The sequence below is a fragment of the Burkholderia sp. B21-005 genome, assembly GCF_020843965.1.
GTDB classification, from domain to species: Bacteria; Pseudomonadota; Gammaproteobacteria; order Burkholderiales; family Burkholderiaceae; genus Burkholderia; species Burkholderia ambifaria.
Genome location: NZ_CP086301.1, coordinates 1,593,160 through 1,615,393 on the forward strand (window position 1 = coordinate 1,593,160; position 22,234 = coordinate 1,615,393).

Sequence of the window (22,234 nt, forward strand, 5' to 3'; positions counted from 1 at the left end):
CCGAAGGAATCGCACGAACCTCGTCATTACCCAGATTAAGCATCCAGGAAAATCACATGGCTATCGTAGAAGTCAAAGTCCCCCAGCTTTCGGAGTCGGTTTCGGAAGCCACCATGCTGCAGTGGAAGAAGAAGCCGGGCGAAGCAGTCGCGCAAGACGAAATCCTGATCGAACTCGAGACCGACAAGGTCGTGCTCGAAGTGCCGGCACCGGCCGCGGGCGTGCTCGCGCAAGTGCTGCAGAACGACGGTGACACCGTGGTCGCCGAACAGATCATCGCGACGATCGACACCGAGGCGAAGGCAGGTGCTGCCGAAGCCGCGGCAGGCGCCGCCGAAGTGCAGCCGGCGGCAGCACCGGCCGCAGCCGCACCGGCAGCCCAGCCGGCTGCCGCCGTTGCATCGAGTTCGGCCGCCGCATCGCCGGCCGCGTCGAAGCTGCTGGCCGAGAAGGGCCTGTCGGCAGGCGACGTCGCAGGTTCGGGCCGCGACGGCCGCGTCACGAAGGGCGACGCGCTGGCCGCAGGCAGCGCACCGAAGGCTGCTCCGGCCGCTGCACCGGCGAAGACCGCCGCTGCGAAGCCGGCACTGCCGGAAGTGAAGGTGCCGGCGTCGGCAGCGACGTGGCTGAACGACCGTCCGGAACAGCGTGTGCCGATGTCGCGCCTGCGTGCGCGTATCGCCGAGCGCCTGCTCGAGTCGCAGCAGACCAACGCGATCCTGACGACGTTCAACGAAGTGAACATGGCTCCGGTCATGGAACTGCGTAACAAGTACAAGGACAAGTTCGAGAAGGAACATGGCGTGAAGCTCGGCTTCATGTCGTTCTTCGTGAAGGCGGCCGTGCACGCGCTGAAGAAGTTCCCGCTGGTGAACGCGTCGATCGACGGTAACGACATCGTCTATCACGGCTACTTCGACATCGGTATCGCGGTCGGTTCGCCGCGTGGCCTGGTCGTGCCGATCCTGCGCAATGCGGATCAACTGAGCCTCGCCGAGATCGAGAAGAAGATTGCCGAATTCGGTCAGAAGGCGAAGGACGGCAAGCTGTCGATCGAGGAAATGACGGGCGGTACGTTCTCGATCTCGAACGGCGGCGTGTTCGGCTCGATGCTGTCGACCCCGATCATCAACCCGCCGCAGTCGGCCATCCTCGGCGTGCATGCGACGAAGGAGCGCCCGGTTGTCGAAAACGGCCAGATCGTGATCCGTCCGATCAACTACCTGGCACTGTCGTACGACCACCGGATCATCGACGGCCGCGAAGCCGTGCTGTCGCTCGTCGCGATGAAGGATGCGCTGGAAGATCCGGCACGCCTGCTGCTCGATCTGTAAGCCGAGTCTCACTGCATTGACCCGCTCCGCACGCTCGCGCCACCGCGCGAGCGCGCGGACGTACAAGTAGAAAGGATTGTCATGTCCAAGGAATTTGACGTCGTCGTGATCGGCGCCGGCCCCGGTGGCTACATCGCCGCGATTCGCGCCGCGCAGCTCGGCAAGACCGTTGCCTGTATCGAGAAGTGGAAGAACCCGGCCGGCGCGCTGAAGCTCGGCGGCACCTGCCTGAACGTCGGCTGCATTCCGTCGAAAGCGCTGCTCGCGTCGTCGGAAGAGTTCGAGAACACGTCGCATCACCTGGCCGACCACGGCATCACGGTCGACGGCGTGAAGATCGACGTCGCGAAGATGCTCGGCCGCAAGGACGCGATCGTCGAGAAGATGACGAGCGGGATCGAGTTCCTGTTCAAGAAGAACAAGATCACCTGGCTGAAGGGCCATGGCAAGTTCACCGGCAAGACCGACGCCGGCGTGCAGATCGAAGTGAGCGGCGAAGGTGAAACCGAAGTCGTCACCGCGAAGAACGTGATCATCGCGACGGGCTCGAAGGCGCGTCACCTGCCGAACGTCCCGGTCGACAACAAGATCGTGTCGGACAACGAAGGTGCACTGACGTTCGAGTCGGTACCGAAGAAGCTCGCCGTGATCGGCGCAGGCGTGATCGGCCTCGAGCTCGGCTCGGTGTGGCGTCGCCTGGGTTCCGAAGTGACGGTGCTCGAAGCGCTGCCGGCGTTCCTCGGCGCGGCCGACGAAGCGCTCGCGAAGGAAGCGGCCAAGCTGTTCAAGAAGCAGGGCCTCGACATCCATCTCGGCGTGAAGATCGGTGACGTGAAGACGACCGCAGATGGCGTGTCGATCGCTTACACGGACAAGGACGGCAACGCGCAGACGCTCGACGCCGACCGCCTGATCGTGTCGGTCGGCCGCGTGCCGAACACCGACAACCTCGGCCTCGAGGCAATCGGCCTGAAGGCGAACGAGCGCGGCTTCATCGACGTGGACGACCATTGCCGTACGGCCGTGCCGAACGTCTACGCGATCGGCGACGTGGTGCGCGGCCCGATGCTCGCGCACAAGGCGGAAGACGAAGGCGTGCTGGTCGCGGAAGTGATCGACGGCCAGAAGCCGCACATCGACTACAACTGCATTCCGTGGGTGATCTACACGTACCCGGAAATCGCATGGGTCGGCAAGACCGAGCAGCAGCTGAAGGCCGAAGGCCGCGAGATCAAGTCGGGCAAGTTCCCGTTCTCGATCAACGGTCGCGCGCTCGGCATGAACGCGCCGGACGGTTTCGTGAAGATGATCGCGGACGCGAAGACCGACGAACTGCTCGGCGTGCACGTGATCGCGGCGAACGCGTCGGACCTGATCGCCGAAGCCGTGGTGGCGATGGAGTTCAAGGCGGCGTCGGAAGACATCGCCCGCATCTGCCATCCGCACCCGTCGATGTCGGAAGTGATGCGCGAAGCGGCGCTCGCCGTCGACAAGCGCTCGCTGAACAGCTGAGTGCGGTATAGCGGCGGCCGGCCTTTGGCCGGCGCAGCCGCCTCATGACGAAGGCGGGCGGGAGTTTCCCGCTCGCCTTTGTTTTTTCCGGTTTGCCCGATGAACGTCACCGAATACTACACGCGCGAATTGACCACGCGCGGCTATCAGTCCGATCCCGCGCAGCGCGCGGCCGTCGATCGCTTGCAGCACTGCTTCGACGAGTGGGTCGACTACAAGGCGCGCCGCTCGAACGCGTTCAAGAAGCTCATCAATCATCCGGACCTGCCGCGTGGTGTCTACATGTGGGGCGGCGTCGGCCGCGGCAAGAGCTTCCTGATGGACAGCTTCTACGCGGTGGTGCCCGTGCAGCGCAAGACGCGCCTGCACTTCCACGAATTCATGCGCGAAGTGCACCGCGAACTCGAGGAGCTGAAAGGGCAGGCCGATCCGCTCGACGAACTCGCGCGACGCATCGCGAAGCGCTACCGGTTGATCTGCTTCGACGAATTCCACGTATCGGACATCGCGGACGCGATGATCCTGTACCGGCTGCTCGATCGCCTGTTCAACAACGGCGTGCAGTTCGTGATGACGTCCAACTACGATCCCGACGACCTGTATCCCGATGGCCTGCATCGCGACCGCATGCTGCCGGCGATCGAGCTGATCAAGCAAAAGCTCGACGTGCTGAACGTCGACGCGGGCGTCGACTATCGCCAGCGCACGCTCGCGCAGGTGCGGATGTATCACACGCCGCTCGGCGCGGATGCCGATCGCGAACTGCGTCATGCATTCGCGAAGCTCGCCGCGGTGCCGGACGAAAGCCCGATCCTGCATATCGAGAAGCGCGAACTGAAGGCGTTGCGCAAGGCCGATGGGGTCGTCTGGTTCGATTTCGCGACGCTCTGCGGCGGCCCGCGTTCGCAGAACGACTATCTCGAGCTGGCCAGCCGTTTTCACGCGATCGTGCTGTCCGAAGTGCCGCAGATGTCGCCACGCATGGCATCGGAGGCGCGGCGCTTCACCTGGCTCATCGACGTACTGTACGACCACAAGGTCAAGCTGCTGATGTCCGCGGCGGTGCCTGCGGAGCAACTGTACATCGAGGGGCCGATGGCGAACGAGTTCGCGCGCACGGTATCGCGGATCGTCGAGATGCAGTCGAAGGAATACCTCGAAACGCCGCGCCGCATTGTCGATACGTCGCTGACGTGATCGTAGTTTTCGACAAATGACAGGCTTCAAACGTCAATTCCGGTCAAATTATCGCGATCCCCGGGTATTTTCGGACTTGTCTTATATTCTTCATTGAAGGCGGCCGATATCGTTGTGTCATGGTTCTTAAGGCTGGAGATATCCATGACACCGTATCGCGATTTGACCGACCACGAGTGGCACTGCGTCGTGCCGCTTCTGCCTGAAATGCAGCCCCGCACCGAGTTGCGCGGCCGACCGTTGGCCAATACGCGCGCCGTCCTGAACGGCGTTCTATGGGTCATCTATAGCGGCGCGACCTGGTCAGCGATGCCGCGTCGTTACCCTTCGTACCAGACATGTCATCGCCGCTTCAAGGTCTGGCACGAGACCGGCACGTTGATGCAGGTGATGCGCGAGCTGTATGGCGACGCAGGCGTGAATCTGTGCAACGAACTGTCCACGCGGATGCGCAAGCACCCGCAATCGAAGGCGGCGGAGGTGCGGGGTGCCGCGGCGCCGGTGTATCGTGCACCGGGCAGCTATGCGTCGGATACGCTGAAGCACGCAGCGTGAAGTCGTTCGATTTCATTCACGCCTGCACCAAAACAAAATCGGCCTGACTACATCGCAGGCCGATTTTTCATTGCGTCGCGCGTATCGACGCGCGTCGCGTTAGTTATTGTGCGCGAACCCAGGTCTGCGATCGGCCAAGCAGCGAGACGCCGATGTAGCCGCGCACGACGAGCTTCTGGCCGCCGTCTTCCAGCGACATCTTGCACTTGTAGATCTTGCCGTTTTCCGGGTCGAGAATGTTGCCGCCGTCCCAGTGGTCGCCGTCCTTCTTCATCGCCTTGATGATCGTCATGCCTTTGATGAGCTGATCCTTGCGCTCGTCCGTGCACGCGGTGCAGCGACGATCGGGCGTGTCGTTGGCGCCGAGACCCTTGACGACCTTGCCGGACAGCGAACCGTCGCCGTCGTCGGCGATCTGCACGAGTGCCTTCGGCTGATGCGTGTTGTCGTCGATCGTCTGCCACATGCCGATGGGGTTGTCGGTCTGGGCGTAGGTGGGGGCGGCGCAAGCGAGCAATGCACTTGCGACGGCCAGTGCGCGCAACGGGCGGGTCAGTTGAATCATTGTCTTCCTCCTTGTTTCACGTCGTGTTCGATTCGCCCGCACGACCGCCTGCATGGGGCGTGGCATGTTGCGAGCTTTGTCAGAATACGTGAAACCGCGCGCGGCGTTTGATAGAGGGGACTCTATTCCAAACAGCTCGCGAGACGCGGGCTGTTTGGTGACTGATCAGTTGAGCTGATATGAGAACGCGGCATTCACGCGCGGGCTGCGCGATGCGCTTTCAACCGGTGCATCGCCGACCGGCTTCGCGATATTCAGGTCGAGACTGTAGTAGCGGCTGTCCGTAAACCGTACGCCGATAGCGACCGACGACAAGCGGCTCGGCGACGGCGTGCCCGTATGCAGGTAGACGCGTGCCATGTCATACGCGATATACGGCGTGATCGACTTCATGTACGTCCAGCCCGGCGTGAAGCCGCGATTGACCTCCAGCGACATCCCCCAACCCGAGTCGCCCGACGTTTCGCCGGGCTGGTAGCCGAGCGCATAGCGCGTCGAACCGAACGAGACCTGTTCCGACGTCGGCAGTGAATCGGGGCTGTACTGGCCGGTCAGCGAGACCGATGTGCCGATCTTGAATGGCCATTCGTTGGTCTGCGTGAAGGTCGCGCCGGTGCGCACGAACGTCAGCGAAATCGGGCTGTCCACCGACGTCGTGTCCGAGCCGATCGTGATGTCCTGCGATTTCGACGCGCCGAGAATGTTGAAGCCCTTCGCGACGTTGACGCTGAGTTTCTGGACTTGCTTGGCCGACACGCTCGTATAGTCGAGCTGCATTTGCAGCACGCGGACCTGCGAGCGCGTGTCGATGCTGTTGCCGGTGATCTTGTTCTGGTAGCGGTCTTCATTGTGCGACGCATACCCCGACACGGTGCCGAGCAGACTGCGCTGGTTATTCAGCAGCAATGGATAGGATGCCGAAAGACCGAGCTTCTCGTTCTTGACCGTGCGCTCGACGGTCGACGGCAGGCCCGGGTTGTCGGTCGGCTTGCCGCGATACGTGCTGGCGTCGAGGCGCGTGACCAGGCCGCTGCTGCCGACCGGCACCGCGCCGCTGAATGCGACGTAGGTCTGCTTGTCGCGTCCGGGCGGCACCAGCGCGGAAATGCTCAATTGCTCGCCAAACGACGTGAGGCCATTCTCCGTTGCGGTGATGAGCCCCTGGACGCCCGGGTGATTGAAATCGATGCCGGTGCTGATGTTGAATGCCTTGCGGTCGACGGCGAGTTCGAGCGTCGTCGCACCGTCGGTCGTTTGCGGCGGCGGCACGTTGGCCTTCACCGTGAGGCCGGGCAGGAGGCCGAAGGTGTTCACGTAGCGTTCGAACGTCGCGCGGCGCAGCGGGCGATCGGCCGTGATGTGCGCGGCGATCGCGCGGATCTTCGATTCCATCGCGCCGGGCTTGCCGGTGACCTTGACGTCCGCCACGTAGCCTTCGACGACCGTGACGCGCACGACGCCGTTCTCGAACGTCTGCGCAGGAATGAACGCGAACGACAGCGCATAGCCGCGATCCTGGTACAGCTTGGTCACGCCGTTGGCGGTTTCGATCAGCTCGCCGATCGTGATGTCCTTGCCGACGAGGGGCGTGAAGCGACGCGAGATTTCGTCGAACGGCACCGACTTCACGCCTTCGACCTGGAACGTTGTCGGTGTCACGTGCCGCGACAGCAGCTCCTGCAACTGCGGTGCCTGCGGCGCGACCTGCACGGTGACGGTCGGCCCTTTCTTCGGCGCGTTGATCTGGGGGAGGGAATCGAGCGGGTTGCCTGCTGCGCGCGTCTGTGCCTGTGCCGTGCCTGCTGCCGCGATGGCGAGCAGCATCATCCATGTGTCGAATCTGGATTTCATTGTTCTTCCTCGTAGGCCTTTCTTTTCGTCTTCGTTCTAATGCGGGCGCGCGACATCGAGTGTCGCGCGCCGCGTGCCGCATTGCCGGTTGTGTTTTGTACGGCCGCGCCTCCCGCTCCGGCTGCAAAGGCGCGACTGTCCTCCTTACTTGCCGACGCTACCCAGCGTGCCCAGCAGCCCCGTGACCGGCGCCAGGAGGCCCGTCGAGTTGCCCGACGATGCCGTCCCCGACACGCCGCCGACGAGCGACGTGACCGGCGCGAGCGGATTCGACGAAGCCCCGGATCCCGCCGCACCGCCCACTGCTCCGGTGACAGTATTCAGCAAACCGGTGACGGGCGCGAGAGGGTTTGCCCCGCCTGCGCCACCCGTCGCGCCGCCGAGCGTGCCCGTGACCGTCGACACGAGGCCCGTGACCGGCGCGAGCGGATTGCTGCCCGAGCTGCCCGTTGCGCCGCCGACCGCGCCCGTGAGCGAACCGAGCGGCGTCGAGCCGAGGCCGGACAGCAGGCCGCCGAGCGGGTTCGTCGAGCTGGAACCCGACGACGAGCCGTTCTGGACGGTCGTGGTCGAGCCGCCGACGAGGCTCGTGATCAGGCCGGGGATCGGCGCCGCGCCGTTCGGGCCGTTCGGGTTCACGAGGCCGCCCGCGTTGGTCACGGTGTTGCCGACCGTGGTGACGAGCTGTCCGACATCGCCGACGAGCGGCTGATTCGACGTGCTGGCCACCTGCTTGCCCGCCGAGCTGATTGCGCCGCCCACCTGGCCGAGCAGGCCCGATACCGGTTGCCCAAGGCCCGTGGTCGTGCCGACCTGTTGCGTGACCTGACCCGCGGTGATCACCAGCGGCGTGATTGCCGAGCTGAGCGGTTGCGTCACTTGCTGCACGGCACCCGACGACAGCGTCGAGCCGATCGTCGTGCCGGCGGCCGTCAGACCGTTGGCGACGGTGTCGAGCACGGTGCCGACCGGCGTCGTCACCGGGGCGAGCGGCGAGAGCTGCCCCGTGCCGAGCGCCTTGACCGTCGAGCTCAGCCCGGACACGGTGTTGCTCGTCGCGCCGACGACGTTTCCGAGGCCGGCGACCGTCGTGCCGACGGGGTCCTTGATCGTGCCGGTCTGTCCGAGCCCGTTGCTCAACGCATCGGCAGCCGCGCCGACGATCGTGCCGGTGCTCGAGATGGTGCTGCCGACGCCCTTCGTCACGCCGTCGCCGAGGCCAGGCACGCTGATGTTGCCGACCGTGCTGCCGAGATCGGTCGCGGTCTGGCCGACCGTGCTGACGACGCCCTTGGTGCCGTTCGTCGTACCGCTGGTGCCACTCGTGCCGCTGGTACCGCTCGTGCCGCTGGAGCCGCCGCCGTTGCTGCTGGTCGGCGGCGTGCTGACGCTGTTGCCGCCGCAGGCGGCCAGCAGGCACGCAGCGGCGAGTGCGGTGAGGGGCATGCGCCACTGGCGCAGGGCGACCGTCGTGATGGAACGTTGCTGGGACATGATGGACTCCTCGCTGTCTTGTCGATGAATGGATGTCTGATTACTTGCCGTGCGTGCCGCCGAGCAGGCCGCCGATCAGCGACGTGACAGGTGCGAGCAGATTCGAACCCGAGCCCGAGTTCGTGACGGCGCCCGTGGTGCCGCTCAGTGACGGTGCGCCGGCCGTGCTGGTGACCGCGGGGACCGGAGCGGCGATTGGATTGCCACCGCCCGTTACGCCGCCGAGCGCGCCGGTGACCGTGGAGACGAGGCCCGTGACCGGGCCGAGCGGGCCGCCGCTCGTGCCGCCAGTTGCGCCACCGAGTGCACCGGTGACGGTCGAGACGAGGCCGGTGACCGGAGCGAGCGGGCCGCCGCTCGCGCCGCCGGCTGCGCCGCCGAGTGCGCCGGTGACGGTGGAGACCAGACCCGTGACCGGAGCGAGCGGGCCACCGCTGGTGCCGCCGGCTGCGCCGCCGAGTGTGCCGGTGACGGTGGAGACGAGGCCGGTGATCGGAGCGAGCGGGCCGCCGCTCGTGCCGCCCGTTGCGCCGCCGAGCGGGCCGGCGACAGTCGAGAGGAGGCCCGTGAGCGGTGCGAGCGGGTTGGTCGCGCCGCCGGTGCTGCCCGTGAGCAGGCCGCCGACAGCCTTCACGGTATTGCCGGTCGACGAGACGGTGTTGCCGAGGCCGGTCGTGACGGGGTTGCCGCCCGTCGATGCGATCAGCGCGCCGCCCTGGTTCAGGCCGTTGCCGATCGTGCCGAGCAGCGTGTTGACCGGGGCGCCGAGGCCGGTGGCCGTCCCGATCGTCTGCGTCGTCTGGCCGACCATCGTCGTGATCGGCGTGATGGCCGAGCTGACCGTCTGCGTGACCTGCTGGATCGGGCCGGTCGACAGCGCGTTGGACAGCGTGGTGCCACCGTTCGATACCGCGTTGCCGACTTGCGTCACGAGGCCGCCGACGGCGCCGGTGACAGGGGCGAGCGGCGACAGCGGGCCGCTGCCGAGGCTGGTGACCAGGTTGCCGGTCTGCGTGACCGCGCCGCCGAGCTGGTTGACGACGCCGCCCGTGCTGGCGACCGTGACGCCGACCGGGTCTTTCGCCGCACCGAGCTGGCCGAGGCCGTCGCCCACGCCAGTGCCGAGCGCCGTGACCGCACCGCCGACGTGCTGGATGATGCCGCCTGCGGCCTGCGTCGTGCCCGGATCGACGCCGGGCAGCGACTGGCTCGCGACGGTGCTGCCGAGGTTCGACACGGTTCCGCCGAGACTCGTGATGACGTTGCCGCCCTTTGCGAGGACGCTCCCCACCGGGTTCGCCGACACACCGGAGGTGCCGCTCGTACCGCCGGACGTTCCACTCGTCGTTCCGCTGGTGCTGCCGCTCGTCGAACCGCTCGTGCTGCCGCTGGTCGAGCCGCTGGTGCTACCCGAGGTGCCGCCGCTCGTCGAACCTGACGTGCCGCCCGAAGTGCCGCCGCCGGACGTGGAGATGGAGTCGGCGCCCCCGGAGCTGGAGCCGCCGCTGAGGCCCTTGCTGATGGAACCGGAGCCGCCGCACGCGGAGAGGGAAAGCATGGCTGCCACGGTGGCCGCGATCATAGTCGTCCGGAGCGTGCCATGAGGGATAACCTGAATGTCCATTTCGTCCTCGCATTGCAATTGATGTTGTGTTGAGTGATGCGGGGATTACTCTGCAACTGTCGTGCCATTTCGAGAGCCGTCGGTTCGACGATTGGTTTTAAACGATGCAATTCCTTGTCGGAAAAGGGATTTTGGGAAATTGAAAGATTGTTGAAACTGTTTAAAAGCAGTCAGATGAGAACGGTTTCGGCCGTTTCGTAACGTAACGTCACAACATTGGCGTTACGCGTGCGGCGTAACGTGGGGCCGGTGCAGGGCCCGCGGGCGGTCTGGTGTTTTACTGGTGGATTAGGTGTGCACATCTAACCTATCGTAAATCCTATGTGTAAGTCGTACCGAAACGCCGTACAAATGCGTTGTGCTCCCGGAAAGTTTTTTCGACCCGGTCTTGAAAGAGGTTGGAACTTAAATAGGATCGGATATAGAATCCGGAGCAGATGTAAGGAAATGTACGGGTCGGTACACGACGTTCGAGGAGGGTCACTATCGCGAATGTTAACTTCCATCAAATTGTGATACTTACCCCTCGGGGTGACATATAAAGAAAGCGCACCCGGTTGTCGTTACACAGATAACGAACGGCGCGGGGCAAGGGCCAGATATACGGGGGATGTACAACGTATAAAAGGCCAAAAAACGTACATACAGGCACGAGGAATTTAAAAATGAAAGCACTTATCAAGCGCTTCCTCAAGGAAGAAGACGGGGTTACCGCAATCGAGTATGGGCTGATTGCGGGTCTGATTGCGGCCTTGATCATTACCAGCGTGACGACCATCGGCACGAAGATCGCGGCTCTGTTCTCCACGATTGCCAGTTCGCTGCCCTAACCGTTGCAGTTCGTTGGGGGCGAGCGAGTCGCGGTCGCGGCTCGCTCGCCGTTACATCGGCATGCGCAGTCGTTCGCGATATGGCACATCTCCTCAGCACCAGCATTTTTTTTGCCTGGGCCGCTCTCGTTGCTGCCGGTGATATTCGATTTCGGCTCGTTCGGAATTCGCTTGTCATCTGCGGAGGCACTGCTGCGCTCGTCAGCTCACTGATACACGCAAATCCATTTGGTATTTCAACCGGGCAGGCATTGATCGGCATGCTGGTCGGTTTGGTCAGTTTCTTCCCGCTCTTTGCGATGCGCGTCATGGGTGCGGCGGACGTCAAGGTATTTGCGGTGCTCGGTGCGTGGTGCGGTTTGCCGATATTGCTTTGGCTGTGGGTTATTGCCAGCCTTGCCGCCGGAGTGCACGTCCTTGGATTGATGCTGCTCACTCGCACGCCGCTCGGCGCGTTATGGGTGCGCGGATTGCCGGCAATGGCGCTCGGCGGACGGCGCTCGACACCGTACGCGGCGTGTCTCGTCGTTCCTGCGGCAATTTGGCTGGGCTATCTGGTCGTTACCTGGAGCGGGCGATGAAACGACAGTATCGACCGGCCGCGCGCTCGAGGGAGCGAGGAGCGACTGCCGTCGAATTCGCGCTGGTATTTCCGCTGTTTTTCCTGATTCTGTACGCGATCGTGACGTTCGGGCTGATTTTCGCGGTTCAGCAGGGCCTCACGCTTGCCGCGACCGAGGGGGCGCGTTCGGCACTGAACTATGTGTATGAGGCCAACGGTTCGGGCACGCAGGCGCTGACGGACCGGGCGAGCGCAGCAAAGACGACGGCGGTCGGCCTCACTACATGGCTGGCCCATGTCCAGATCCCGACGCCGGTATCAGGAACCTGCAGCTACGACCCGACGATGTATTGCGTGACAGTCACGGTGACCTATCCGTACCAGGCGCATCCGCTGGTTCCGTCTCTGCCGTTGCTGGGTCTCGTTACGCCGAAGCAGCTTACCGGCACGGCCACCGTCCAGATCAATCCGGCAACCATCCTATGAGCCGGGCAGCATACACGGCGGGTCACATGCACACAGCGGTGTCCACGCTCGAACATAACTACATCAATTTACGGCACCGACATTCACCATGGCCAACAACTTGACGAAGATCATCGCCGGGCTGCTGATCGCAATCGCAGTTCTGCTCGGGATCTATGCATGGACGCTTGGTCGCGCGCCGGCTCATCCGCCGGTTGTGGCAATGCAGACTGTCGCGGCGCAATCGGTGCCGATCGTCGTGGCGGCGCGCGTGCTGCCGGCCGGCCAGCCGATTCCCGCCGATGCGTTGAAGCTCGCACAGGTTCCCATGTTGCCGACTGGCGGGTTCAGCGATCCGACGGCCCTTGTCGGTCGCGTGCCGGCGAACGACATTCTTGCCGCCGCCCCGGTGCTCGAAGGCGGGTTGACCTCCGGACTGGCCGACCAGGTGGCGCTTGGTGAGCGTGCCATCGCCGTGAAGGTCGACGAATCGAACGCGGTCGGCAACCGGTTGCGGCCCGGTAACTTCGTCGACGTGTTCCTGAATCTGCGGCGTGACGGATCCGGCGGCGCCCAGGCGACTTCGGAGATTCCCGGTACGCAGGCGCGTCTGCTGCTGTCGAAGGTCCGGGTGCTGTCGTTTGGCGATGCGACCTCCGATCGGGACGGCGGTGGCGGACCGAGCGGCGCGGTACGGACCGCGGTGCTTGCCGTGCCGACGGCACAGGTCGATGCGCTCACGCTCGCCGAGGCAAGCGGTCGTCTGACGCTCGCGCTGCGCAATCCGCGCGACACCGAAATCGCGACACAGACGGTCGCGGTTCGTACGGGGGGCGGGGACGCGACGCCGTCCGCGCAGGCCGCGAGCGGCGTATGGCTGGACGACCTGTCGGGCGGACGTGCACGCGGTACGCCCCGCGCGCCGGTTGCCCCGCGCGCGCCCATCATCGCCCGGGGGGGCGGCAGCAGCATCGAAGTCATTCGTGGCGGGCGTGCCGAAACGGTTGCCTATTGACATCAACGTACGATCATCGACAGCAGCTACGGAAGAGAGAAGGCCGCGCGACGGCCCCGACACAATGACAAACAAACTGATTGCATACGCGATTGCTATCTGGGCCATGACCTTTGGTGTCCTGACGGAGGCTGCCGGCACGAACGCGTCGATTGACCTTGCGGTCGGCTCGCAACGACAGGTCGCTGCGGGTCGCACGCTGCAACGGATTGCGGTTGGCGATCCCGCAGTAGTCGACGTGCTGGTCATGAAAGGGAGCCATGCCGGATCGGTGCTGCTGGTTGCGAAGGCACCGGGTTCGACGAACGTGTTGTTGTGGGAGCGGGGCCGCGACGAGCCGACGGTGTGGAACGTCAATGTCGTCGATGCGGCCGCTCAGGCGGCACTGGATGGTTCGGGGCCGAAGGTCAAGGCCTACGGTGGAGCCGCGGTCCTGTCCGGCTCCTCGGCGTCACTCGATGCGCATGAACGGGCCGTGGCCGTCGGCAAGCGGATGGGCGGCAAGGACGGCACGGTGATCGATGCGTCGACGGTCGGCAACCGGAGCGTCGTGCAGGTCGACGTGCGCGTCGTCGAATTCAGCCGCTCGGTGCTGAAGGAAGCGGGGCTGAACTTCTTCAAGCAGAGCAACGGATTCGCGTTCGGTGCGTTTTCGCCGGGCGGCCTTCAGTCCGTGACGGGCGGCGCGACGCCGGGCTTCGCGGCGACGGCCGGCATTCCGATCGCGTCGGCGTTCAACCTGGTCGTGAATTCCGCCGGTCGCGGAATTTTCGGCAATATTTCGATTCTCGAAGCGAACAACCTGGCCCGCGTACTTGCGCAGCCGACGCTGGTTGCGCTGTCGGGGCAGAGCGCGAGTTTTCTCGCGGGCGGCGAAATTCCGGTGCCGGTGCCGCAGGCACTGGGCTCGACAGCGATCGACTGGAAGCAGTACGGCGTCGGTCTGACGCTGACGCCGACCGTGCTGAGCCAGCGCCGGATTGCGCTCAAGGTCGCGCCCGAATCGAGCCAGCTCGACTTTCAGCACGGCGTAACGATCAACAGCGTGTCGGTGCCGGCCATCACGACCCGGCGCGCGGATACGACGGTCGAACTGGGCGATGGCGAGAGCTTCGTGATCGGCGGCCTGATCGACCGCGAAACGATGTCGAACATCAGCAAGGTGCCGGTCCTGGGCGATCTGCCGATCATCGGTGCGTTCTTCAAATCGTTGAATTACCAGCAGAACGACAAGGAGCTGGTGATCATCGTGACGCCGCATCTGGTGGCGCCGATCGCGAAGGGCGCACCGCTGCCGGCGACGCCCGGCGAGTTGTCCGAGCAGCGCGACGGGCCTGTCTGGCGCTCGTATCTTGGCGGTATCGCGTCGCCGGATGCCGCACCGGGATTTTCGAAATGACCGCACGGCGCGGCATCGCGCGATATGGATTCGGGGGTATTCAACATGAACGCGAGAACCCATTCATTGGCTGAGCCCGCCGTGACTGATTATTTTGTATGCGCATCCCACCAGGACGAGCATCTCCGCTGGCTGCGGGATACGCTCGTCTCGGCCGGCATGGTGGAAGCGGTGTCGCTGGAGCCCGGCCCGCTGGCCCAGCGCATCGTCGGCCTCAACCCCGCGATCGTCTTCATCGATTTTTCCCGTGCCCAGGCCGAAGCGAGTGCTGCCGCGGCGGCGGTGCGTGTTGCACACCCGAGCCTGCCGGTCGTCGCGCTCGGTACGCTGGCGGAGCCGGAAAGTGCGCTCGCGGCGCTCCGGGCCGGCGTGCGCGATTTCATCGACGTTTCCGGCAGTGCGGAAGACGCATTGCGTATCACGCGCGGACTGCTCGAGCACGCCGGCGCCGAACCGGCCAATCGCCACGGCAAGCTGGTCGCGCTGCTCGGTGCGCGCGCCGGGATGGGCGTGAGTACGCTCGCATCGAATCTGGCCGTATGGCTGCACAAGCGCGGGGCCGCCGGTATCGTCGCCGGCGACGCACCTGCCTTCGGTGTTGCCACGCCGCATGCCCGGCAAACGGCGCTCGTCGATCTGGGTCTGCCGGCGGGCGATAGCGCACTCTTTCTCAACACGCGTTGCGAATTCCATTTCGTCGAGGCCGTGCGCAACCTGCGCCGCATCGACCGGACCTTCGTCAACACGGCCCTCACGCGACACGCGAGCGGCGTCGCGTTGACGACGCTGCCGCCGAACCTCGCCGATTTGCGCGACGTGTCGTATGCGGCCTGCGTCGGCCTGCTGAACCGGCTGCGCGCATTCTTCGATCAACAGATTGTCGATCTCGGCGGCTTTACAAACCTGGAGTTCGTCGCGCAGATCGCGGCGGTTGCCGACGAGGCGTGGCTGGTCTGCGATCAGGGCGTCGCGTCGATCGTCTCCGCGGTCGATCTGCTCGAGGGGCTGCGCGATGCGGGGATGGACCTCGGCAAGATGCGTCTCGTTGTCAATCAGTACGACGCGGCGCTGAGCCTGACGCCGGCCCAGATCGCAGACCGCCTCGGCATCGCGTTGCTGACGACGCTGCCTGCGCGGCGCGTGTCGATCGGGCAGGCGGCCAACCAGGGGCGACTCATCGTCGACATGGCCGAGCGCGATCCGTATGTACGTGCGCTCGAGCCGCTCGCGGAGCGACTGGCAGGCACGGTGGCGCCAGCAAGGAGCGCCGCTTCGGGCCTGTCCGTGCTCAAGCGTTTCATTCAACCTTCGTCCAAGCGTTCGTAAGCGATGGCACACGACATTCAATTTGCCGACGGCGCCGCGCCGTTCTCCCAGTCGCAGCAGTTCCATGACATCAAGAACGCCGCGCACGAACACTTGCTGACGCGCATTGAGGAACTGGGGGCCGAATTCGGTCGTTGGTCGCGCCAGGCAATCAATCAGTTCGTCGACCTGGAAATCGACAGCTTCGTGCGTTTGCGACGCATCCCGCTCAACGAGAACGAGGTCAGGGCGATTGCCGAGGCGCTGACCAAGGAGCTTGCCGGGTTCGGGCCGATCGAGGACTTGCTCGCCGATCCGCATGTCGAGGACATCCTGATCAACGGCTACAACGACATCTACGTGTCGCGCCACGGGATCCTGGTCAAGCTGCCGATTCGCTTTACCGATAACGCGCACCTGCTGCGTATCGTGCGACGCATTCTTGCGCCGATCGGCCGGCGCCTGGACGAATCGAATCCGATGGTCGATGCGCGCCTGCCGGACGGCGGGCGTGTCAATGTGGTGATCGAGCCGCTGTCGATCGACGGGCCGGTCGTGTCGATCCGGAAATTCCGCAAGGATCCGCTCAAGCCGGCCGATCTGCTCGGCAACGGCACGTTCAATGCGGAGATCGGCGCGCTGCTCGAGGCGGCGGTCGAGGCACGCTGCAACATCCTCGTGTCGGGTGGCACGAGCTCAGGCAAGACTTCGCTGCTCAATGCGCTCGCGTTCCACATTCCCGAGCCGGAGCGCGTCGTGACGATCGAGGATACGGCCGAACTGTCGCTCAATCACCCGCATGTCGTGCGCCTCGAAAGCCGGCCCGGCGGCTTCGACGGGACCGGCGTCGTGTCGATTCGCGATTTGCTGCGCAATACGCTGCGGATGCGCCCGGACCGGATCATCGTGGGCGAAGTGCGCGGCGGCGAGGTGCTCGAGATGCTGCAGGCAATGAACACGGGTCACGACGGCTCGATGGGGACCGTGCATGCGAGTTCACCGCGCGAGTGCCTCTATCGTCTCGAGATGCTGGCCGGCTTCGCCGGGTTCCAGGGCACCGAGTCGAGCCTGCGACGGCAAATCGCGAACGCGATCGACTTCATCGTGCAGATTGGCCGTCTGTCTAACGGACGGCGCCGGATCCTGTCGATCACCGAGGTAACCGGCCTGTCGGACAACATCATCGCGACGCAGGAACTGTATCGCTACGAGGCGCGCGTGACGCCCGAAGGCGAAGAAGTCGACAACTGGGAATCGCTCGGCATTCATCCGCACTCGCCGAAGCTCGCCCGCTTCCGTCAGACGCTGCAGGGCGGCTTCGGCGGTAGTGGCGGCGGTGGCGGGTTCGGCCGCGGCGGCGGGGGTTTCAATGTATAGCGTGCTGGCAATGGCGCTTCTGCTCGTGGCCGCCGCGCTGATGCTGTGGCGGCACGGCGAGATGAAGCGCGATCGCGCCGACGTGCAGCGCTTCATCGACAGCCGGATCGAACCCGGCGCGCGAGCGGGCGGTGTGCCTCAGCGGCAAGCGCGGCCGGCGTCTGCCGGGCCGGCAGTGCCCGCCGCGGCACGCGCGTCAGCCGGCGTACCTGCTTCGCAATGGGGACGCTGGCGCGCAGTCGCGGCCGAGTATTTCGCCAACGTAGCAAGTCGCGCGGGAATCGAGGACGCGCGCGGCAAAGCGCTGCTTGCGCTCCTGGCGCTGATCGGGGCGGCGTTTGCTGCCGGCGATCGGGGCGGCTGGCTCGGCGGCATCGCAGCGCTCGTCTGCGGTGCCGCGCTGCTCGTGTTCTGGCTGGTGTCGCGCATCCATCGGCGGCGCCAGATGATCGTTCGTCAGTTGCCGTCGTTTCTGGACGGCATCGTGCGGCTGGTGACGCTGGGCAACAGCGTGCCGGCCGCGTTCCAGGCCGCGCTGCAGACGACCGAGGCGCCGTTGCGCGGATGCCTGGACCATGTGTCGAGGATGCTGCGGACGGGCGTCGAGATCGACCGCGCGATGATGCATATCGCGAACGTGTACCACACGAAGGAGTTCGAACTGGTCGGGTCGGTGCTGCGGCTGTCGGTGCGGTACGGCGGGCGCGCGGACATCATGCTCGACCGGATGTCGACGTTCATGCGCGACCTCGAACAGGCCGAGCGGGAACTGGAGGCGATGTCGTCGGAAACGCGTTTGTCTGCATGGGTGCTCGTCATGCTGCCGATCGCGATCGGCAGCTTCGTCATCGCGACCAATCCGCTCTATCTCCAGTCGATGTGGAACGATTACACCGGTCGCCAGTTGCTGGTCCTCGCTTTCATGCTGCAGGCAGCGGGCGGGATCTGGCTTTATCACATGGCCAAACTCAGGTGACGGCATGACAGCCAATCAACTTGGTTCGCTCGCACTGGTGCTTGGCGCGCTGGGCATCCTGTTGCTGGCGCTGCTCGCGATCCGCAGCGCACACGCGCAATCGCGCAGCGGCCGGACACTGACCGATGCACTCGAGCGGCGGCTTGCAGCGCTGGCGGCCGCCAGCGGGCGGGCAGCCCAGGATGCGGATGAATCGTTGAGGAAGGAGCCGGACGTCCGGCAGGCACCCGGTCAGCCGTCGCGATTCGCGCAAATGCAGGCGCGTCTGTCGGTGTTCGGGATGCGATGGCTGGATACCGGTATCGGTCGGCTGGTCGTGGCCGAAGAGGATCGGCTGCTGCTCGAGCAATGCGGTTTTGTCGATACGCGCACGCGCGGTTTGTTCCTGAGTGCGCGGATCGCCTGCTCGATCGTCATTCCGCTCGCATACATCGGCGTGGTCGGGCCGCATGTGAGTGGCACGCAGTGGTGGCTAGGCGTGGGTATTTCGTTCATCGTCGGATTCATGGTGCCGAAGCTCTACCTGAGGCGCCGTGCCGCGAAGCGTCGACAAGCGGTGATCGACGAGTTGCCGCTGCTGGTCGACATGCTGCGTCTGCTTCAAGGGGTTGGCTTGTCGCTCGATCAGAGTATTCAGGTCGTCACGAACGACTTCAAGGGCATGATGCCCGTGCTCTCGTCGGAAATGGAAATCGCCCAACGGCAGTTCGCGGCGGGGCGAACACGTGAGCAGTCGTTGCAGCGGTTGTCTTCGGGCTTTGAAAACGAGGATCTGCGCGCCATCGTGCGATTGCTGATACAGGTCGACAAGCACGGCGGCGCGGTCCAGGAGCCGCTCAAGCAGTTCGGCGAACGCTTGCGCGAGGCTCGTCGTGCGATGCTGCGCGAGCGCATCGGTCGGTTGACGGTGAAGATGACGGGCGTGATGATCGTGACGCTTCTGCCTGCGCTGCTGATCGTGACGGCCGGGCCGGGGATGATCTCGGTGTTGCGTGCGCTGAGCCAGGCGCAGCGCTGACGCAGGGAAGGGAAAGGACGGAAAATGAAACGCATCGATGAAGTCGCGAAAGTGGCCGGCATGGTGGCGATGGCGAGCCTGCTCTGCGCGTGTTCGGCGTTCAAGGAAAGCGGGTACGGGGTCGGTCCGCAGGCCGAGCGTGCGGCATTGATGGACGCCGCGGCGCAGAAACAGGCGGCACCCGATACGCCCGGCATGTATCTGGGCCTGATCGAGCGGATGCAGTCGCAAGGACTGTATTACGCGTCGCTCGCGCATATCGATGCATACGAGAAGCAGTACGGTGCGTCACCGCAGACCATCCTTCTGCGCGCCGATGCGTTGCGCATGACCGACCAGCCGGCGGCGAGCGCGGCTGTTTATACGCAACTGCTCAACACGCCGCTGGCGTCGCGCGGGTATCGCGGGCTGGGGCTGATCGCCGGTGCTGCGGGCGATTTCCCGCGCGCCGCGCAGGCATTGTCGCAGGCGACGGTGCTGGCACCGACCGATGCCGCGACGCTGTCGGATCTCGCCTACGCAAAATTGCGCGGCGGCGATATCGACGGTGCGCGCATCCCGCTGATGAAGGCGGCTGAACTCGACCAGAACAATCCAAAGATCATCAGCAACCTGGTGCTGTACCTGCTCGCGTCCGGCCGTACGCACGACGCGCAGCGGCTCATGGCACAGCAGAAGCTGTCGGCCGACGTGCGCAACGACATCCGCGGCGACGCGACGAAAATCACGGCGGCAGCGCGCGCGTGGCGCCGCGCGGCACCGCCACCGGCCTCGGTCGCGACGGTGACGCCGGTCGGCTCGGGCAGCGTGGTCGACGTGTCGGGCGCCGATGTCTCACGGCGGCCATCGCCAGTCGCAAACATTCAGGGATTTGATCCCACCGCGCCGCTGCTGCAACGGTTCGCACAATGACAAAGCATTCGGGGGGAAGTGACATGACGAACGACAAACATTTCAATCGCCGCCTTGCAGGGCTGCATCGCGGCATCACAGTGGTTGCATTGTTGGGGGCCGCGACTGCGGCACATTGCGCGGAATCGATGCCGTCGGCGGCGGAAGTCGGCCATTCGACCGACGCGCTGCTCGCGCTGCAGCGGGACAACCGTGCGGCCGGACCGGCGTTGCCGATGTTGGGTGATACCGCGTCGCTCAGCTACCAGCGCTATCTCGATTCGTTCAAGCACAAGATTCCGGAGTCGATGGGGTCGCCGGTCAACGAGAACGGCAGCGGCGGGTCCGGCGGACAGCATTCCATGCAAACGTATTGAGCGAGACGGTAATGATCGCGGCTCGCCATTCATCGAATCGAGTGTCCGGACGGGGGCGCGCCGCGCCGCGGCGACAGCGCGGCGCGGTCGTCGTCATGGCGTCCGTATGGATACTGCTGGCGATGGTCATTCTCGGTTCGGTCGACATCGGCAACGTGTTTCTGGCGCGCCGCGACATGCAGCGCGTCGCCGATCTCGCGGCGCTGGCCGCGGTCCAGCGGCTGGACGATGCGTGTGCGAACGTGACGAGCGTGGCCACGAAAAACGCGTCGACGAACGGCTTTTCCGTCGGCGGCACCACGACCCTGTCGGCCGATTGCGGTTATTGGGCACCGACGGCCACCGGGACGTCGAGCAGTTTCTATTCGTCGAAGACATCGGTTCCCAAGCTCACCCAGCTGAATGCGGTCCGGGTCACGATTTCCAAGTCGATGCCGTATTTCTTCTTCGGACCGACACGCACCGTGACCGCCACGTCGACCGCGAAGGCGACCAACATCGACACGTTTTCGATCGGCGCGACGCTGGCCGCCGTCGGTGGAGTCGGCTGCTCGGGTGTGCCGACCGGCAATCCCGGTCTGGTGAATGCGCTGCTGGGCGCGCTGCTGCAAGGCCAGGGCGGTACGCCGTTGACGCTCAATCTTGCGTCCTATCAGGGGCTTGCCTGCGCGAACGTCAAGCTGGGCGATATCGCCGTCGCGCTGCAGTCGCTGTCGGTGGGCAACGGGACGATGGGCGGGCTGGTCAATGCGCAGGCATCGGTCGGCACGCTGCTCAAGGCGACGGTGGCGGCCGTCGGGAAGACCACCACCCTCGGCACCGCTCTGCAGTCGAGTGCGACCGGCGCACTGAACAACATCATCAACCTGAGCCTGCTCAGCAATACCAGCATCAACGTCGCGCGCCTGACCGGACAGGGTGCCACGTCGCTGCTCACGCTCGGCCTCGCGAATGCGCAGGCGGCGGCCGACGCGACCGTGAACGTGCTCGATCTCGTGATGGCGATGGCGCAGATCTCACAGAGCGGCAAGCCGGGCGTCGTAATCGGCGCCAATGTGCCGCTTGCGCTGCCGAACGGCACTTCCGTATCGATCGCGCAGTTGCAGGTGCAGATCATCAGCCCGCCGACCATCGCGGTGGGCGAAGGCGGGAAGGACGCGACCGGCGCGTGGCGCACGGTCGCGACGAATGCGCAGATCGGCCTCTATCTCCTCGTCAACCTCGGTGTGAATCCGCTGCCGGTCGTGGCGTCCGCGAACGTGTATCTGCCGCTTTACGTGCAGCTCGGCGCGGGCAGCGCAACGCTGTTGTCGACCAATTGCCAGACCTCGCCGAATTCGGCCACGATCAGCGCGCAACCGAGCGTCGCGAATCTATGTATCGGCCAGCCGCCGCTCAGCGGCAACCTGCTCAACCTGCCGGCGACCTACAGCTGCTCGACGCCCGCCAAGGTGCTCGACGTGCTTGTGCTGGCTGGCGCGGTCGAGGTTTCCGCGACCGTTTCCAACGTGTCGGTGAATCTGGCCGGCAACACGGCGACCAATACGTTTTACGGACGGGGCGGAAGCGATCCGTCCTACTACTGGACCACCAACACGAATGCGCTGGGTTCGGCCGTGAGCAATGCATTGGCGGGTCTGAGCTCGGCCACGATCACGCCGAAAGCGGAGCTGCTGTTCGGAATCGTCACCGTCCCGATCACACCGGATTTCATTCCGAAACTGCTGGGGCTCCTGACCGGCGTTTTGAGCCCGCTGTTGAGCGCGCTGGACGGTATCATCAATCCGCTGCTGGATCTGCTTGGCGTCCAGCTCGGTGCCGCCACGGTACATCAGATGTCGCTGACCTGCGGCGCTGCGCAAACTGTCAGTAATTAGAGAAGCAAGA

General features: G+C 64.8%; 20 protein-coding genes. 16 read left to right on the forward strand and 4 right to left on the reverse strand.

Going from position 1 to position 22,234, the window contains the following annotated elements:
• Positions 1–56 precede the first annotated feature (56 nt).
• The 4 genes from odhB (at position 57) to LMA02_RS07560 (ending at position 4,598) form a co-directional block, all read left to right on the forward strand.
• The gene (gene odhB / locus LMA02_RS07545) at positions 57–1,334 is read left to right on the forward strand and encodes a 2-oxoglutarate dehydrogenase complex dihydrolipoyllysine-residue succinyltransferase (RefSeq protein WP_228907488.1); all 1,278 of its coding nucleotides are present in this window, start codon (positions 57–59) and stop codon (positions 1,332–1,334) included.
• 81 nt (positions 1,335–1,415) lie between these two features.
• A complete protein-coding gene (lpdA, locus tag LMA02_RS07550) occupies positions 1,416–2,846 on the forward strand; it encodes a dihydrolipoyl dehydrogenase (RefSeq protein ID WP_166721503.1) in 1,431 nt (476 codons plus the stop codon).
• A 99-nt stretch (positions 2,847–2,945) separates the two neighbouring features.
• A complete protein-coding gene (gene zapE, locus LMA02_RS07555) occupies positions 2,946–4,043 on the forward strand; it encodes a cell division protein ZapE (protein WP_166721504.1) in 1,098 nt (365 codons plus the stop codon).
• Positions 4,044–4,157: 114 nt separating this feature from the next.
• A complete protein-coding gene (locus LMA02_RS07560; RefSeq protein WP_228907489.1) occupies positions 4,158–4,598 on the forward strand; it encodes a transposase in 441 nt (146 codons plus the stop codon).
• Between the two features lie 103 nt (positions 4,599–4,701).
• On the opposite strand, the gene LMA02_RS07565 is transcribed toward LMA02_RS07560, so the two are convergent.
• The 4 genes from LMA02_RS07565 to LMA02_RS07580 form a co-directional block, all read right to left on the reverse strand.
• Positions 4,702–5,163, reverse strand: a complete 462-nt coding sequence (locus LMA02_RS07565) for a DUF2147 domain-containing protein (RefSeq protein ID WP_228907490.1) — start codon at positions 5,161–5,163, stop codon at positions 4,702–4,704.
• 165 nt (positions 5,164–5,328) lie between these two features.
• A complete protein-coding gene (locus LMA02_RS07570; RefSeq protein WP_228907491.1) occupies positions 5,329–7,014 on the reverse strand; it encodes a ShlB/FhaC/HecB family hemolysin secretion/activation protein in 1,686 nt (561 codons plus the stop codon).
• Positions 7,015–7,158: 144 nt separating this feature from the next.
• Complete coding sequence (locus tag LMA02_RS07575; RefSeq protein ID WP_228907492.1) at positions 7,159–8,508, reverse strand: collagen-like triple helix repeat-containing protein; 1,350 nt, start codon at positions 8,506–8,508, stop codon at positions 7,159–7,161.
• A gap of 40 nt (positions 8,509–8,548) precedes the next feature.
• Positions 8,549–10,132 (reverse strand): collagen-like triple helix repeat-containing protein, encoded by a 1,584-nt coding sequence (locus tag LMA02_RS07580; protein ID WP_228907493.1) that lies wholly within the window; start codon positions 10,130–10,132, stop codon positions 8,549–8,551.
• Positions 10,133–10,797: 665 nt separating this feature from the next.
• Here LMA02_RS07580 and LMA02_RS07585 point away from each other — a divergent pair.
• The 12 genes from LMA02_RS07585 to LMA02_RS07640 all read left to right on the forward strand — a co-directional run bounded on the left by LMA02_RS07585 (position 10,798) and on the right by LMA02_RS07640 (position 22,224).
• Positions 10,798–10,962, forward strand: coding sequence for a Flp family type IVb pilin (locus LMA02_RS07585; protein ID WP_011656702.1), 165 nt, complete (start codon positions 10,798–10,800; stop codon positions 10,960–10,962).
• A gap of 80 nt (positions 10,963–11,042) precedes the next feature.
• Entirely contained in the window at positions 11,043–11,543 is a 501-nt protein-coding gene (locus LMA02_RS07590) for an A24 family peptidase (protein ID WP_043174773.1), read from the forward strand.
• Entirely contained in the window at positions 11,540–12,010 is a 471-nt protein-coding gene (locus LMA02_RS07595) for a TadE/TadG family type IV pilus assembly protein (protein ID WP_228907494.1), read from the forward strand. Before LMA02_RS07590 ends, LMA02_RS07595 begins: the two co-directional genes overlap by 4 nt.
• 88 nt (positions 12,011–12,098) lie before the next feature.
• Positions 12,099–13,004 carry a Flp pilus assembly protein CpaB gene (gene cpaB, locus LMA02_RS07600; RefSeq protein ID WP_228907495.1) on the forward strand — a complete coding sequence of 302 codons (906 nt, stop codon included), beginning with the start codon at positions 12,099–12,101 and terminating at the stop codon, positions 13,002–13,004.
• Positions 13,005–13,068: 64 nt separating this feature from the next.
• Positions 13,069–14,403, forward strand: a complete 1,335-nt coding sequence (locus LMA02_RS07605) for a type II and III secretion system protein family protein (protein ID WP_228907496.1) — start codon at positions 13,069–13,071, stop codon at positions 14,401–14,403.
• A gap of 45 nt (positions 14,404–14,448) precedes the next feature.
• A complete protein-coding gene (locus tag LMA02_RS07610) occupies positions 14,449–15,729 on the forward strand; it encodes a fimbrial protein (RefSeq protein ID WP_228907497.1) in 1,281 nt (426 codons plus the stop codon).
• A gap of 3 nt (positions 15,730–15,732) precedes the next feature.
• On the forward strand, positions 15,733–17,085 hold the full coding sequence (locus LMA02_RS07615; RefSeq protein WP_228907498.1) for a CpaF family protein: 1,353 nt from the start codon (positions 15,733–15,735) through the stop codon (positions 17,083–17,085).
• Positions 17,078–18,061 carry a type II secretion system F family protein gene (locus LMA02_RS07620; RefSeq protein WP_228907499.1) on the forward strand — a complete coding sequence of 328 codons (984 nt, stop codon included), beginning with the start codon at positions 17,078–17,080 and terminating at the stop codon, positions 18,059–18,061. Before LMA02_RS07615 ends, LMA02_RS07620 begins: the two co-directional genes overlap by 8 nt.
• Before the next feature lie 4 nt (positions 18,062–18,065).
• On the forward strand, positions 18,066–19,079 hold the full coding sequence (locus tag LMA02_RS07625; RefSeq protein ID WP_228907500.1) for a type II secretion system F family protein: 1,014 nt from the start codon (positions 18,066–18,068) through the stop codon (positions 19,077–19,079).
• Positions 19,080–19,103: 24 nt separating this feature from the next.
• Positions 19,104–19,991 carry a pilus assembly protein gene (locus LMA02_RS07630; protein ID WP_228907501.1) on the forward strand — a complete coding sequence of 296 codons (888 nt, stop codon included), beginning with the start codon at positions 19,104–19,106 and terminating at the stop codon, positions 19,989–19,991.
• A gap of 23 nt (positions 19,992–20,014) precedes the next feature.
• Positions 20,015–20,347, forward strand: a complete 333-nt coding sequence (locus LMA02_RS07635) for a DUF3613 domain-containing protein (RefSeq protein WP_228907502.1) — start codon at positions 20,015–20,017, stop codon at positions 20,345–20,347.
• A gap of 95 nt (positions 20,348–20,442) precedes the next feature.
• Positions 20,443–22,224 (forward strand): TadG family pilus assembly protein, encoded by a 1,782-nt coding sequence (locus tag LMA02_RS07640; RefSeq protein WP_228907503.1) that lies wholly within the window; start codon positions 20,443–20,445, stop codon positions 22,222–22,224.
• Positions 22,225–22,234: the final 10 nt, after the last annotated feature.